We start from the raw sequence: 14244 nt of genomic DNA, 5'->3' as shown, positions 1-14244 counted from the left end.
GTTAGCCGACGCTCCCCTCAAGCGAGATCGCCACCAGCTGCTGCGCTTCCATGGCAAATTCCATCGGCAGCGCCTGCAATACGTCCTTGCAGAACCCGTTCACAACCAGCGCAACGGCCTCTTCCTCGTCCATGCCGCGCTGACGGCAATAGAACAGTTGATCGTCATCCACTTTCGACGTCGTCGCCTCATGCTCAACGCGGGACGAGTTGTTCTTGACCTCAATATACGGAACCGTATGCGCGCCGCATTTATCTCCGATCAACAGACTGTCACACTGCGTGTAGTTCCGGCTGTCTTTAGCTTTCGGATGCATCGAGACCAGACCGCGATAGGTGTTCTGCGCTTTACCTGCGCTGATGCCTTTGGACACAATGCGCGATTTGGTGTTCTTGCCCAGATGAACCATCTTGGTGCCGGTGTCGGCCTGCTGATAGTTGTTGGCAATCGCAATCGAGTAGAACTCGCCTTGGCTTTCATTGCCGCGGAGGATGCAGGACGGGTATTTCCAGGTCACGGCAGAACCAGTTTCCACCTGCGTCCACATCACTTTGGAACGATCGCCCCGGCAATCGGCGCGTTTGGTCACAAAGTTATAGATGCCACCCTTGCCGTTCTCATCCCCTGGGAACCAGTTTTGCACGGTCGAGTATTTCACCTCGGCGTCTTCTTCGACGATGATCTCGACAACAGCCGCGTGCAGCTGGGCCGTATCACGCTGAGGCGCGGTGCAGCCTTCCAGATAAGAGACGTACGAGCCCTTGTCGGCGATGATCAGCGTGCGTTCGAACTGGCCTGTGTTTTCGGCGTTGATGCGGAAATAGGTGCTCAGTTCCATCGGGCACCGAACGCCCGGCGGGATGTAGACAAAAGACCCATCCGAAAACACAGCCGAGTTCAGTGTCGCATAAAAGTTGTCCGAAACTGGGACGACAGTCCCAAGATATTTCTTGACCAACTCGGGGTGTTCTTTGATCGCTTCCGAGATCGAGCAGAAAATCACCCCGGCCTTTTTCAGTTCGGCCTGAAAGGTCGTACCTACTGAAACCGAGTCGAACACCGCGTCCACAGCTACCTTGCGCCCTTCGGCAGGCGCGTCTTCAGCGCCTTCGACACCAGCCAGAATCATCTGTTCTTTCAGTGGGATACCAAGCTTTTCATACGTGGCCAGCAGCTTGGGATCGACCTCATCCAGAGACTTTGGCTTTTCTTCCATCGATTTCGGACGCGCATAGTAATACTGGTTCTGGAAATCGATTTCAGGGTAGTTGACCATCGCCCATTTTGGTTCGTTCATCTTGGTCCAGCGCTCGAACGCGGCCAAGCGCCATTCGGTCATCCACTCTGGCTCTTCGTTCTTCTCCGAGATCAGACGGACGATATCCGGGTTCACACCTTTCGGCGCGTACTCCATCTCAATATCAGTGTCCCAGCCGTACTTGTAGGTTCCGACCTCGCGTACCGCATCCACGGTTTCCTGATCGACACCCTCTTTCACCTGGGTCTGGTCCAAAGCGGCCATAACTTACCCTCCGTCAGATCACGCGGCCCGCGCGCGATGCTTTTTCTCTTTTTCAAGCCACGTTTCGGCGAAACGCAGCACATCTTCTTTCGTTGTCCGAGGGCCCAGCGAAACGCGGATTGCGCTGCTGGCTGTCACCTCGTCAAAACCCATTGCGGTGAGCACCGCGCTGGCACGAACCTTGCCGCTGGAACAGGCAGAGCCCGCACTGATCGCAAAACCCGACAGATCCATCTGCATGACCTGGGTTTCACCCTTCCATCCCGGCGCGGCAAAACACAGGGTGTTCGGCAGGCGTTGCCGCCCTTTCCCGACAAAAATAGGTGATTTTACAGCGCCCTCAAGAGCGTTTTCTAGAATATTTCTAAATTCTTCGATTTGCTCCCAAACGCCATCCGCCAAGTCACGTGCTGCGGCTTCAGCTGCGGCTCCGAAGCCAGCGATTCCAATGACATTTTCAGTGCCGGAGCGGCGCCCCATTTCCTGGCCTCCGCCCTTAATCAGAGCTGGCAGGTCGGTACCGCGCTTCATCACGACGGCGCCAACACCCTTGGGTCCACCAAGTTTATGCGCCGAGACCAAAGCCATCTGGGCATACATCCAATTAAACGCAATCGGCAGCTTTCCAAATGCCTGCGTGGCATCTGTCACAGCCAATCCGGGCGGTAATGTCTGAACGATACCAGTCTCGGAATTTGCCAGTTGAACGGTTGAAGCCTCTGGTGTCTCAACCAGAACCTCTCCGGCCGCAGAAACCGGAAGATCCTCATGGATCCATGCCCTTACCGCATCATGTTCAACTGCGGCACCATGCAAATTGCGCCCAGCCAAAGTTAATGCCGCGCCCTCGGTCGACCCCGAAGTGAAAACGATATCCGCACCATCAGCGCCGAAAGCAGCTGCAACCTGTGCACGCGCACGTTCGACAAGTGCCTTTGCAGCTCGGCCCTCGGCATGAACAGAGGACGGATTTCCGCAGACTTCCATCGCGGCAATCATCGCCTCTCGTGCCTCAGGGCGCAGTGGTGTTGTTGCGTTATTATCCAGATAAACACGATTCATGGATGCATCTTTTTGCCAGCAGATTTCATATGACGGTGCCGCCTTTTCGTCTTACTCGTCCACCACCGAGAACAGGCTCGGCACTGCGGGGCATGGAGCCAGGTCGTTCTTGATCACGTCAGACAGGCGCGTCTGATGCAAAAACACATAGACATGCGCGCTCAGGCTTTCCCAAAGGCGGTTGGTCAGGGATTGCGCCCGGCTGCCTGAAGACGCACCAGAGGCCCCGGCCCCTTTCTGCAAAGCATCTACCGTTTCGTCCACTGCTGCCAAAATTTCGACCACACGGATTTCCGACGCGGGACGCGCAAGACGATACCCGCCGCCCGGGCCACGGACTGAAGACACCAGCTCGGCGCGACGAAGTTTGACAAAGAGCTGTTCCAGATAAGGCAGCGACACATCCTGGCGCTCTGAGATCTCGCCAAGGGTTACAAGCCGGTCTTTTGGCTGCAACGCAATATCCGCCAAGGCAACCATCGCATATCGGCCTTTGGTCGACAGCTTCATATTTAGCCCCTTCTCAGCAGGATTTGCGCGAAATCATTGACGCCGACGCTGCCAGTGCGTATCTCCGACTGACAGCGCTGACGCGCAACGTTATGTAATTAGAACCGTTCTAAGGTGTCCGACGATTATCGTCAAGTATATCCGGGCGCCCGTACGAAAAAGACAGGACCAAAGCACACATGCCCGAGGTGATTTTTCCCGGACCCGAAGGCCGCCTGGAAGGCCGCTACCACCCGCAAAAGGAAAAAGACGCACCGATCGCAATCGTGCTTCACCCGCATCCACAATTTGGCGGGACCATGAACAACAAGGTGGTCTATAACCTGCACTATGCCTTCTACAACATGGGCTTCACCGTGCTTCGCTTCAACTTCCGTGGCGTTGGCCGCAGTCAGGGCGAGTATGATCAGGGTGTAGGTGAGCTGAGCGATGCGGCCTCGGCGCTGGATTATCTGCAATCCATGAACAACAATTCGAAACACTGCTGGGTCGCAGGGTTTTCGTTTGGGGCATGGATCGGCATGCAATTGCTGATGCGCCGTCCCGAGATTACCGGCTTTATCAGTGTATCGCCCCCAGCCAACATGTACGACTTTTCGTTCTTGGCGCCCTGCCCGTCTTCGGGCCTGATCATTAACGGATCAGCCGACCGCGTGGCCCCACCGGCGGATACCACGTCACTGGTGAACAAGTTGCACGAACAAAAAGGCATCACGATCACCCACACCGAGGTCGAGGGCGCAGACCACTTCTTCCAGGATCGCCACATGGACACGCTGATCACCGATGTCAGTGACTATGTGAAACGTCGCCTGACCGAGAACACCCGCTAATGTCCGACACCATCACAACTCTTGCGGCCAAACTGGCCGAAGACACGATGAAGGTTATGGACGAAACTGGCGAAGACCGTTTCTTTGTCGAGGTCGGCGAAGTTCTTGGGGCCGCTTCACAATCGCTGGAAGAGGCCTACTTGACCGAAATCCGCGTGCGCTTGGCGGAACGCAAAGCCAGGCAGTTTGTCATCAAACGCCTGGCTGCGCATCGCTCGAAACAAAAAGCGATCGAAAAACAATGACGGAACGGTTGTCGGCACAAATTGCGTTTTTAAAACGGGCCGACATGTTGAAGATGGTTGAGCGGGCAAATGTCCTGCTCAATCAGTCCCGGCCTGAAAACTCTGCCGAACACAGCTGGCATCTGGCGCTTTGGGCCTTGGTCATGGCCCCCTTGGCGGGGCCAGATGTATCAATTGATCGAGTCATCCGTATGTTGCTGTTACACGATCTGGTCGAGATCGTGGTTGGCGACCATCCTATTCACTTGGAAACCGACTGGGATCATCTGGCTGAGGCGGAACAGGCAGCCGCCTCAGAACTGTTTGGGTTATTGCCCCTGGATCAAGCACAGACATTCCTGTCTTTGTGGCAGGAGTTCGAATCGGATCAGACACCGGACGCGCAATTTTCCAAAATCCTGGATCGGTGTCAGCCGCTGTTTCAGGTTCTGTGCGCTTCGGACCCTCACCCGGACCATGTGAAAATTGCACGGGCCAATCTGGATGGCGGTCGCGCGGCTTATCTTTCACAGGTTTTCCCGCTTGCTTATCACCATGCCACGGCCTTGTTGGCCGGATCACCAACAGAAGAAAACGCATTCTCAACGCGCATCGCGTTTTTGGCCGAGGCGGACAAACTGAAATCAGTTGTCCGCGCGTCGCGTCTGATGGCCGGGGATCGGTTTGAGAACTCTGCCGAGCATTCGTGGCATATCATGCTCTACGCTTGGGTTTTGGCTGAGCACGCGCAATCAGAAATTAACGTGGATCGTGTGCTTCAGATGCTTCTTCTGCACGATATCGTCGAAATCGACGCCGGAGATCACCCTATACACGGACAGGTGAATCACGCCGAACAAGAAGCCAAGGAACAGGCCGCAGCTCAGCGATTGTTTGGCTTATTACCGGACATGCAGCAGGCGCATTTCACGGATATGTGGCTCGAGTTCGAAGCCGCCAAGAGTACAGACGCAAGGTTCGCAAAGGCAGTAGATCGTTTTCAAACACCGATAGCCAATCTGGAAAACGGTGGTGGGTCGTGGGCGGACTACAACGTTACCCTCGCCCAGCTCAAAACGCGGGTTGAACCCTCCATTACGGCCGGAGCACCTGAACTATGGAACTGGCTTCACCCGCAACTTGCGGCATTTTTCCAAAGTTTCGAAGCGACGCCGTTAGACGCATAACAGAAAAAAGGAGCCCAAAGGCTCCTTTTCCCTTCTTAGTTCTGAGTGGCGTTAAAAAACACGACTACCATCAAACTGTTGAACCACACCGGCTGCTTCATTTTCGACGGACCCCCCGTCAGCAAGCCACCCAACTGCCACTATCAGACCAGAAACAAAAACGATCGACTTTGCGAATGTCGTCATCGAACAAAACTCATTAACAATTAATAAAATATGTGGATTATCTTACACTTATTCTAGGCTGATAACAGTAAGGTATACCTGACCCGACGGAAGTTAAACTTTGAGACTGACCTTGCCTTGTCCACACATTCTGTGTTCGAGGTGCTGAAACCCTATAGCCCCGCGAGACTGCAATGCCTCAAGCCTATCTGTTTTTGTTATTGGCCGTTATGGCGGAAACCATTGGCACAACCGCCCTACAGGCGAGCCAGCAGTTCACCCGGGTTTGGCCGTCCGTTCTTGTCATTTTGGGATATGGTGTTGCTTTCTACTTGCTGGGACTAACCCTGAAATCCATGCCCGTGGGCATTGTCTATGCAATCTGGTCCGGCCTGGGCATTGTTCTGATCGCGCTCATCGGGTTTGTGGTTTTCGGTCAAAAGCTGGATTGGCCTGCAATACTTGGACTGACCATGATTCTGGCCGGAATTCTGATCATTCACTTGTTTTCGAAGACTGCTGGCCACTGATCTGCGGTTAGGGCTGGTATATTTTGCCGCGCCGCGTTATGCGCGCGACAACTTCCCGTTCAAAGGCTGACCTCTCATGGACCTGCGCAACATCGCAATCATCGCTCACGTGGACCACGGCAAAACGACCCTGGTGGATGAGCTTCTAAAACAATCCGGTGCGTTCCGGGAAAACCAAGCTGTGGCAGAACGAGCCATGGACAGCAATGACCTGGAACGCGAACGCGGAATCACCATTCTGGCTAAGGCAACATCCGTCGAATGGAATGGCACCCGCATCAACATCGTCGACACTCCCGGTCACGCCGATTTCGGTGGCGAGGTTGAACGGATTCTCAGCATGGTCGACGGCGTGGTTCTGCTGGTCGATGCCGCGGAAGGCCCTATGCCGCAGACCAAGTTTGTGACCTCCAAGGCGCTAGCGTTGGGTCTGCGCCCGATCGTAGTTCTGAACAAGGTCGACAAACCCGATGCCGAGCCTGACCGCGCTCTTGACGAATGTTTCGACCTGTTTGCCAACCTTGGCGCCGATGACGACCAGCTTGATTTTCCGGCCATGTATGCTTCGGGCCGTTCTGGCTGGGCGGATATGGAACTGGACGGTCCCCGCAAGGATCTAAGCGCACTGTTCGATCTGATCGTCGATCACGTCCCTGCCCCCAAGCAGGTCGATCAAAAAGACCAACCGTTCCGGATGCTGGCCACGACCCTTGGCAGCGACCCGTTCATCGGCCGCATTCTGACCGGTCGCGTCGAAAGCGGCACTTTGAAGGCGGGCGACAGCCTGAAGGCCCTTAGCCGCGACGGCACGCTGATCGAAAATTTCCGCGCTTCGAAAATCCTGGCATTCCGCGGCTTGGCGCAACAGCCCATCGACGTAGCCGAAGCTGGTGACATCGTAACCATTGCAGGCATGAGTAAGGCAACCGTGGCGGATTCGCTGGTTTCGCCGCAGGTCGAAGAGGCGCTGCCCGCGCAGCCCATCGACCCGCCAACCATCACCGTGACCTTTGGTATCAACGACTCTCCGTTGGCTGGCCGCGACGGTAAAAAGGTTCAGTCCCGCGTCATCCGAGACCGGCTCATGAAAGAAGCCGAATCGAACGTTGCGATCAGGATCACCGACACGCCGGGCGGTGAAGCGTTCGAAGTTGCCGGCCGCGGCGAATTGCAAATGGGTGTTCTGATCGAGAACATGCGCCGCGAGGGTTTCGAACTCAGTATCTCGCGCCCACAGGTTTTGTTCCGCGAAGAAAACGGCCAGCGGCTGGAACCGATCGAGGAAGTCACAATCGACGTGGACGATGAGTATTCTGGCTCGGTCATCGAAAAGATTACAGGTGCGCGAAAAGGTGAGTTGGTCGAAATGCGCCCTGCTGGTGCTGGCAAAACACGCATCATCGCGCATGTACCTTCGCGCGGTCTGATCGGGTATCACGGCGAGTTTTTGACGGATACACGTGGCACAGGTGTTCTAAACCGTGTGTTCCACGACTGGGCCCCACATAAAGGTCAAATCCCGGGCCGTCGCGCGGGCGTTCTGATCTCGATGGAAAACGGCCAGGCCGTGGCTTATGCGCTCTGGAATCTGGAAGAGCGCGGCCGCATGTTTGTAGGCCCTCAGACCGATGTCTATCAGGGCATGGTGATCGGAGAGCATTCGCGCGACAACGATCTGGAGGTCAATCCGCTGAAAGGCAAGAAACTGACCAACGTGCGTGCAAGTGGTTCAGACGATGCGGTCCGTCTTACACCCCACGTTCAGTTCTCGTTGGAAGAGGCCATTGCCTATATCGACGACGACGAACTTGTCGAAGTAACACCCAACGCAATCCGTCTGCGAAAGCGTTACCTGGACCCACATGAGCGCAAGCGGATGGCCAAATCGGCCTGAACAACCTGCACTTGTGACCGGCTCAATGGGAAACAATGGCATAACTGTGGCATTTTTGCTTCCACTTGATCAAAAAACGATTTTTGAAAGGCCGGGTAAATCGCCCGGCTTTTTCTTGAAAAGATAGGGTTTTCTTTCATGGGTTGTATTATTTTTGGACTTTTCGCCCCGACCACATCTTGCGAATAAGTCGATCTAAAGGTGTAAATGTGCCCGAAGTGTGACGTCGTTCACTCACATAATAGTTTAAATGGTGCATAGGAATGCACGTGTAAGGTGCCGAGTTCCGAGGAGTTAATGATGGTTTTTCGTTCCCTTAAGTTACCAGTCTTTTTTGCCGTAACTGCGGTTTTTGTTTTGCCTGTCAGCGATGCGTTTGCAAGCGGAACGTGTACCGTGAAAACAGCCCGTCAATCCGCAGGGTCGCCGTCAGTCTTGTGCGAATGTGATGCTGTGACCACTGGAATGTTGCGGTATATTCAGCGCCGAGCGGACTTCGATGAAATCGTGGCCCGTCTGGGTGCCGAATGCTCTCCGCTTGCGGATCTGCTGACAGACCTTCCAACGGCATCAGTTGGAGCGTCGGACACACGCGCGGGCGATGGGCCGGCAAATGAAGGCACCGGAACCGACGGCTTTGGCGGATTTGGTGACACACCCGACAGTGATGGCCCACAAGGTGATCCCGGTCCGCAGGGTGATCCTGGTCCACAAGGTGATCCAGGCCAACAAAGTGATCCCGGTCCGCAAAACGATCCCGACCCACAAGGTGAACCGGAACAAGAAGAGCCTGAACAGGAAGAGCCCGAGCAGGAGGAACCCGAACAGGAAGAGCCTGAAGTTCTACGCTAGGGACCTGTCACTTGATGTTTGGGGGTGCTGCGGTCGAAAACAAATGCACCGGACGTGTGGGCGCTGAGGCGATCAATGCCCACACATTCAGAGTGAAACAGATGTTTTCGTAAGCTAACCAATTAGCTCCGCCCGTAGACACCTACCCAACGACCGGGTTGGTTCGGATCCTGCATGCGGAGAAAGAGATACCGCGTTGCTTTCCAAGGCTTGATGCGATTGGTCAAATTGTCCAAAACTAAATCACCGTTGGCTGAACGGTATATAAGGACCGCATGAGGGGTTCGGCGTGTATCCAGAACGGTGGCAATCAGCAATTTGTTCGGATCCACCCCCGCATTTATCAAATCCCGCTTCTTGAGCAGTGCAAAGTCTTCGCAATCGCCACCTCTGGTCGTTGGCAATGCCCACAACTCTCTTGTTTTGTACTGCGACTGATCAGTGACTTCTCGGGTCGAGGCGTTCACACGTCGGTTCACCTGCTTCACAATCTGCATTTCCGACTGACTGGAAAGTGCCGCAGATCGTTTTGCTGTGCACGCCCACCGATATTGGCTGCAAAGATTTCTTGCCCCGCTCGGTGGCGGCGATGAAGCGACAGCGGGAATAAAGCGACCTTCAGATGCTTGGGCATCTGTTGTCCCAAAAGGCGATGCAAGGAACATGGCGCTTAGACCAACAGCACATACAGCAGAGGTCAAAGCCTTTGCAAACCGGCGGTTGGTCGATTTGATCACTGATGTCATGCCCATTCCCCGAGACAGTATCGTTCCAACGACTGCCGATACTCAAGGACCATATTCCACTTTTGGAAACTATCCTTTAACGATCCTCAGTCGCAATCATTGAGAACGTGCAAATGAAAAAGGGCGAAATTTCGTTCCTTAATTTGACAATTTCGAGCAGGAATTGCCAAAGGACCGCCACAATCTTGCGGATCCATCAACGGAAAATTGTGAAGAGTTGTCCGTAAGCATTTGTAATCATAACAAAATAAAAACAGCCCGCAAAAGCGGGCTGTTTTCCAGATACGCGCGTAATGTGTAAGCTGAAAATCGCTGAAATCAGCCAAACGGTCTACGGGCACACACCTATTCGGTGATTTCGACCACAACCAACTCTCTTTCGCTGGCATTGCGGGCGTGATTCAGCGCCTGCTGATACTCATCGGAATTGTAGCATTCGACTGCTGATTCTAACGAAGGGAACCGGGCAACCACATTGCGCGGACGCTCTTTGCCTTCCAACTGAACGTATCGCGCGGCCCGAGCGATAAACTCACCACCATGTTTGGCAATGGCTGGCCCGGCTAGCTCGGCGTATTTCCCATAAGCCTCGGCATCCGTGACCGTGACATGTGCAATCCAGAGTGCAGCCATCTTATCCTCCCAATACCTGCTCTGCGGCTTTGATCGCGGCATCTGCGTTCGAAGCATCTTTGCCGCCGCCCTGGGCCATATCGGGTCGACCACCGCCGCCCTTGCCACCCAGCTCAATAACCGCTGCCTTGACCAGATCCACCGCCGAAACGGTTCCGGTCAGGTCATCGGTCACACCGGCTGCAACCGCAGCCTTTCCACCGGTATCTGCGATAAGCAGTACGGCACCGGTTCCAAGACGGGCTTTATGTTCGTCGATCAGCGCGGGAAGATCCTTACCCGAAACTCCGCTGAGCGTTTGGGCCAAGAATTTTACACCGTTGACGTCACGCGCATCAGCCCCGCCGCCCTGTCCGGCGCCTCCGGCCATTGCCAGATCGCGACGCAGTTGAGCTACTTCGTTCTGCAAGGATTTGCGTTCGTCCAACAGTCCTTTCACACGGGCGACCACGTCATCTGGCTGCGCTTTCAGTTCCAGCGCCACCTGAGCAAGCCGGTGATCTTGGGCCGAGAGGTAACGGTTGGCCTCGTCCCCGGTCAGCGCTTCGATCCGGCGCACACCGGCACTGCTGGCGCTGTCGCTCAGTACCACAAAAGTGCCGATATCCCCTGTCTGGCGCACATGAGTACCGCCGCACAGTTCTATCGACCATGTTTCACCATCCTGTCCCTTGCCGGTCGGGGCCTTGCCCATCGAGACAACACGTACTTCGTCGCCGTATTTCTCTCCAAACAGCGCCTGCGCCCCCAGTTCGCGCGCGTCGTCGGGTGTCATGACCCGGGTTTCGACGGTTGAGTTCTGGCGAATGAAGCTGTTCACTTCGCGTTCGACCTTTTGGATTTCCTCAAGGCTCAGTGCTTTGGAATGGCTGAAGTCAAACCGCAAGCGATCCGCCGCATTCAGCGAGCCGCGCTGCGCCACATGATCCCCCAGCGCCTCCCGCAACGCTTCGTGCAGCAGGTGTGTGGCCGAATGGTTGGCCCGAATGGCGGATCGGCGGGCGTGATCGACCTCAAGCTCGACCGCGTCCCCTTTGGAGAGTGTGCCGTTTTCGACTGTAACCTTATGCGCATAGACTTTGCCATCGGCAAACTTTTTGGTGTCATCCACGCGGCTTAGGTCGTCGCGATCATCAACGCGGCGCAATTCTCCGGTGTCACCGATTTGACCACCGGCCTCGCCATAAAACGGGGTCTGGTTCACGACAACCCAGCCGCTGCCACCGGCCTTGATCGCATCGACGAGAGTGCCTTCCACGACCAACGCGGCAACCTGCGCTTCGGCCTTCTCGGTCTCGTAGCCCAAGAAATCTGTCGCACCTGCCGTATCTAAGACATCAAACCACACGGCCTGATCTGCAGCTTCGCCGGACCCGGCCCAAGCCGCCCGCGCCTTGGCTTTTTGCTCTGCCATCGCAGAATCAAACCCGTGGGTATCCACGGCGCGACCCTTCTCGCGCAGCGCATCCTGCGTCAAGTCCAACGGGAAGCCATAGGTGTCATAGAGTTTGAAGGCCGCAGCCCCTGGCAAAGGCGCGCCTTCGGCAAGCCCGGCTACCTCGTCATCCAACAGCTTCAAGCCGCGATCCAGTGTTTGCTTGAACTTAGTTTCTTCAAGCAACAAAGTCTCTTCAATCAGGGGCTGGGCCTGCGTCAGTTCCGAGTAATGCCCGCCCATCTGCTGCACCAGCGTTGGAACAAGGCGGTGCATCACCGGATCCTTGGCCCCCAATAGGTGCGCATGGCGCATGGCACGGCGCATGATCCGCCGCAGAACGTAACCGCGCCCATCATTGCTGGGCATGACGCCATCGGCAATCAGGAACGAGGTCGATCGCAGGTGGTCCGCAATGACGCGGTGATGCACGTTTTGATCCCCATAGGGATCCACGCCGGTCGCATCTGCAGACGCCTCGATCAGGGTTTTGAATAGATCAGTGTCATAGTTGTCATGGCTGCCCTGCAACAACGCACCGATCCGCTCCAGCCCCATGCCAGTGTCAATGGACTGCATGTCCAGTTCGACCATCGAACCATCTTCGAACTGCTCGTTCTGCATGAAGACGACGTTCCAGATTTCGATGAAACGATCACCATCTTCTTCGGCCGATCCCGGAGGGCCTCCCCAGATGTGATCGCCATGGTCATAGAAAATCTCGGTGCACGGTCCGCAGGGACCGGTCGGGCCCATCTGCCAAAAATTATCATTGGTGGCGATGCGGATGATGCGGTCCTCGGGAACACCGACCTTTTTCCAGATCTCAAACGCTTCGTCATCGGTGTGATAGACGGTGGTCAGCAGGCGGTTTTTGTCTATGCCGAATTCCTTGGTAATCAGGTTCCAAGCGAACGGGATTGCTTCATGCTTGAAATAGTCGCCAAAGGAAAAGTTACCCAGCATCTCGAAAAACGTGTGGTGACGCGCGGTATAGCCCACATTGTCGAGGTCGTTATGTTTGCCACCGGCCCGCACACATTTCTGGGCGGTTGTGGCACGTGTGTAGTCGCGGGTTTCCAAACCAGTGAACAGGTTCTTGAACTGGACCATGCCAGAATTCACGAACATCAGCGTTGGGTCGTTGCGTGGAACCAGCGGGCTGGATGCCACAACCTCATGCCCCTGTTTTTCAAAGTAATTCAGAAAGGTCGATCGGATATCGTTCAGGGTTGGCATTGGGCTCTCTCGGCGCACATAAATCTTGGTCTCCGCAGGTTTATCCCCCTGTCAGAAAAGTGTCCACAGCAGAGGTGTGCCAGAATGCGGCAAGGCGATCCTATGGACCGCCTTGTTACAGGAGTTTCCTATTCTGTTTGAAACGAAACCCACCGAATGATCTTGCTCCGTTCTGCGGCCTTTAAGCTTCCAGGATATCGTCATCCTCAGCAGCACCCGGAGGCATATCGAAATCCAACCCATGCGCGGCGCGGATCTTATCTTCGATCTCAAATGCGATCCGGTTGTTGTCGCGCAAGTATTGCTTGGCATTTTCACGCCCCTGCCCGATCCGTTCATCGCCATAGCTGAACCATGAGCCTGACTTTTCAACCACGCCTGCTTTGACACCGAGGTCCAGCAGCTCACCCATTTTAGAGATGCCTTCGCCGTACATGATGTCGAATTCGACCTGTTTGAACGGCGGCGCAACCTTGTTCTTGACGACTTTGACGCGGGTCTGGTTGCCGACAACCTCATCCCGATCCTTGATCGCACCGATGCGGCGGATATCCAGACGCACCGAGCTGTAGAATTTCAGCGCGTTACCACCGGTGGTGGTTTCCGGGCTGCCGAACATCACGCCGATTTTCATCCGGATCTGGTTGATGAAGATCACCATGCAGTTCGAACGACTGATCGAACCCGTCAGCTTACGCATCGCCTGGCTCATTAGACGGGCCTGAACGCCAACATTACTGTCGCCCATATCGCCTTCCAGCTCGGATTTCGGCGTCAGAGCGGCCACCGAGTCGACCACGACCATGTTGACCGCCCCCGAACGCACCAGCGTATCGGTGATTTCCAGTGCCTGTTCACCAGTGTCCGGCTGCGAGATCAGCAACTCATCCAAATCGACGCCCAGTTTGCGAGCATATTGCGGGTCCAATGCGTGCTCTGCATCAACAAAGGCGCACACACCTCCACGTTTTTGTTGTTCGGCAATACAGTGCAGCGTCAGAGTCGTTTTGCCCGAGCTTTCCGGGCCATAAATTTCAACAATCCGCCCCATTGGCAGACCACCGATTCCCAGCGCGATATCCAGTCCCAGAGAGCCGGTCGAGCTTGCTTCGATATCCTGCTTGGCACCTTCGCCCAGCTTCATGATCGAACCCTTACCGAATTGCCGTTCGATCTGGGCCAGTGCGCTGTCGAGCGCCTTTTGCTTGTCTGCGTTTTTCTTGTCGCTCATTGTCAGAAGATCCGCCATTGTCCTGTCGCCTTCCCTTTTGTCACACCCTTGATCGGGCGGCAATCGCTGCTTTGTTCGCCTCTTGTTCCTTATGGGACCAAAAAGAGAACATTTCAACTAATACTTACAGAACTCACTCTTCTGCAATTGTGTTAAAGAGTCGTTTACGACAATCTGCTCA

The 14244-nt window shown here is 55.2% G+C and carries 13 protein-coding genes; 6 read left to right on the top strand and 7 right to left on the bottom strand.

Going from position 1 to position 14244, the window contains the following annotated elements; genetic code table 11:
* Position 1: 1 nt before the first annotated feature.
* Genes sufB through GOV91_RS01925 form a run of 3 tightly spaced genes read right to left on the bottom strand, consistent with a single transcriptional unit; the run spans position 2 to position 3094 of the window.
* Complete coding sequence (gene sufB / locus GOV91_RS01935) at positions 2-1522, bottom strand: Fe-S cluster assembly protein SufB (protein ID WP_171234249.1); 1521 nt, start codon at positions 1520-1522, stop codon at positions 2-4.
* An 18-nt stretch (positions 1523-1540) separates the two neighbouring features.
* Entirely contained in the window at positions 1541-2584 is a 1044-nt protein-coding gene (locus tag GOV91_RS01930; protein ID WP_171234248.1) for a cysteine desulfurase family protein, read from the bottom strand.
* Between the two features lie 51 nt (positions 2585-2635).
* Complete coding sequence (locus tag GOV91_RS01925) at positions 2636-3094, bottom strand: Rrf2 family transcriptional regulator (protein WP_171174068.1); 459 nt, start codon at positions 3092-3094, stop codon at positions 2636-2638.
* Between the two features lie 179 nt (positions 3095-3273).
* On the opposite strand from GOV91_RS01925, the gene GOV91_RS01920 reads away from it, so the two are divergent.
* The 6 genes from GOV91_RS01920 (at position 3274) to GOV91_RS22545 (ending at position 8779) form a co-directional block, all read left to right on the top strand.
* A complete protein-coding gene (locus GOV91_RS01920) occupies positions 3274-3927 on the top strand; it encodes an alpha/beta hydrolase (protein ID WP_171174070.1) in 654 nt (217 codons plus the stop codon).
* Complete coding sequence (locus GOV91_RS01915) at positions 3927-4172, top strand: hypothetical protein (RefSeq protein ID WP_171174072.1); 246 nt, start codon at positions 3927-3929, stop codon at positions 4170-4172. Before GOV91_RS01920 ends, GOV91_RS01915 begins: the two co-directional genes overlap by 1 nt.
* Positions 4169-5338, top strand: coding sequence for an HD domain-containing protein (locus GOV91_RS01910; RefSeq protein WP_171234247.1), 1170 nt, complete (start codon positions 4169-4171; stop codon positions 5336-5338). The genes GOV91_RS01915 and GOV91_RS01910 overlap by 4 nt, the downstream gene beginning before the upstream one ends.
* A gap of 359 nt (positions 5339-5697) precedes the next feature.
* On the top strand, positions 5698-6033 hold the full coding sequence (locus GOV91_RS01905; RefSeq protein ID WP_171234246.1) for a multidrug efflux SMR transporter: 336 nt from the start codon (positions 5698-5700) through the stop codon (positions 6031-6033).
* Between the two features lie 76 nt (positions 6034-6109).
* On the top strand, positions 6110-7927 hold the full coding sequence (gene typA / locus GOV91_RS01900; protein ID WP_171234245.1) for a translational GTPase TypA: 1818 nt from the start codon (positions 6110-6112) through the stop codon (positions 7925-7927).
* A 300-nt stretch (positions 7928-8227) separates the two neighbouring features.
* Positions 8228-8779, top strand: a complete 552-nt coding sequence (locus GOV91_RS22545; protein WP_217352008.1) for a collagen-like protein — start codon at positions 8228-8230, stop codon at positions 8777-8779.
* Positions 8780-8901: 122 nt separating this feature from the next.
* Here the strand turns inward: GOV91_RS22545 and GOV91_RS01890 are convergent, their stop codons facing one another.
* From GOV91_RS01890 to recA, 4 genes are all read right to left on the bottom strand, one after another.
* Positions 8902-9525 (bottom strand): transglutaminase-like cysteine peptidase, encoded by a 624-nt coding sequence (locus GOV91_RS01890; RefSeq protein WP_253284715.1) that lies wholly within the window; start codon positions 9523-9525, stop codon positions 8902-8904.
* A gap of 345 nt (positions 9526-9870) precedes the next feature.
* Entirely contained in the window at positions 9871-10158 is a 288-nt protein-coding gene (locus tag GOV91_RS01885) for a DUF1330 domain-containing protein (RefSeq protein ID WP_171089965.1), read from the bottom strand.
* A gap of 1 nt (position 10159) precedes the next feature.
* Positions 10160-12832 carry an alanine--tRNA ligase gene (gene alaS, locus GOV91_RS01880; protein ID WP_171234244.1) on the bottom strand — a complete coding sequence of 891 codons (2673 nt, stop codon included), beginning with the start codon at positions 12830-12832 and terminating at the stop codon, positions 10160-10162.
* A 181-nt stretch (positions 12833-13013) separates the two neighbouring features.
* Positions 13014-14081 carry a recombinase RecA gene (recA, locus tag GOV91_RS01875; RefSeq protein ID WP_171174088.1) on the bottom strand — a complete coding sequence of 356 codons (1068 nt, stop codon included), beginning with the start codon at positions 14079-14081 and terminating at the stop codon, positions 13014-13016.
* Positions 14082-14244 lie beyond the last annotated feature (163 nt).

Origin of the sequence: Ruegeria sp. HKCCA6837 (assembly GCF_013034475.1) — a bacterium.
Classification (GTDB): Bacteria; Pseudomonadota; Alphaproteobacteria; order Rhodobacterales; family Rhodobacteraceae; genus Ruegeria.
The sequence above is the reverse complement of the archived record's forward strand: the minus strand, read 5'-3'. Positions and strand labels throughout refer to the sequence as shown.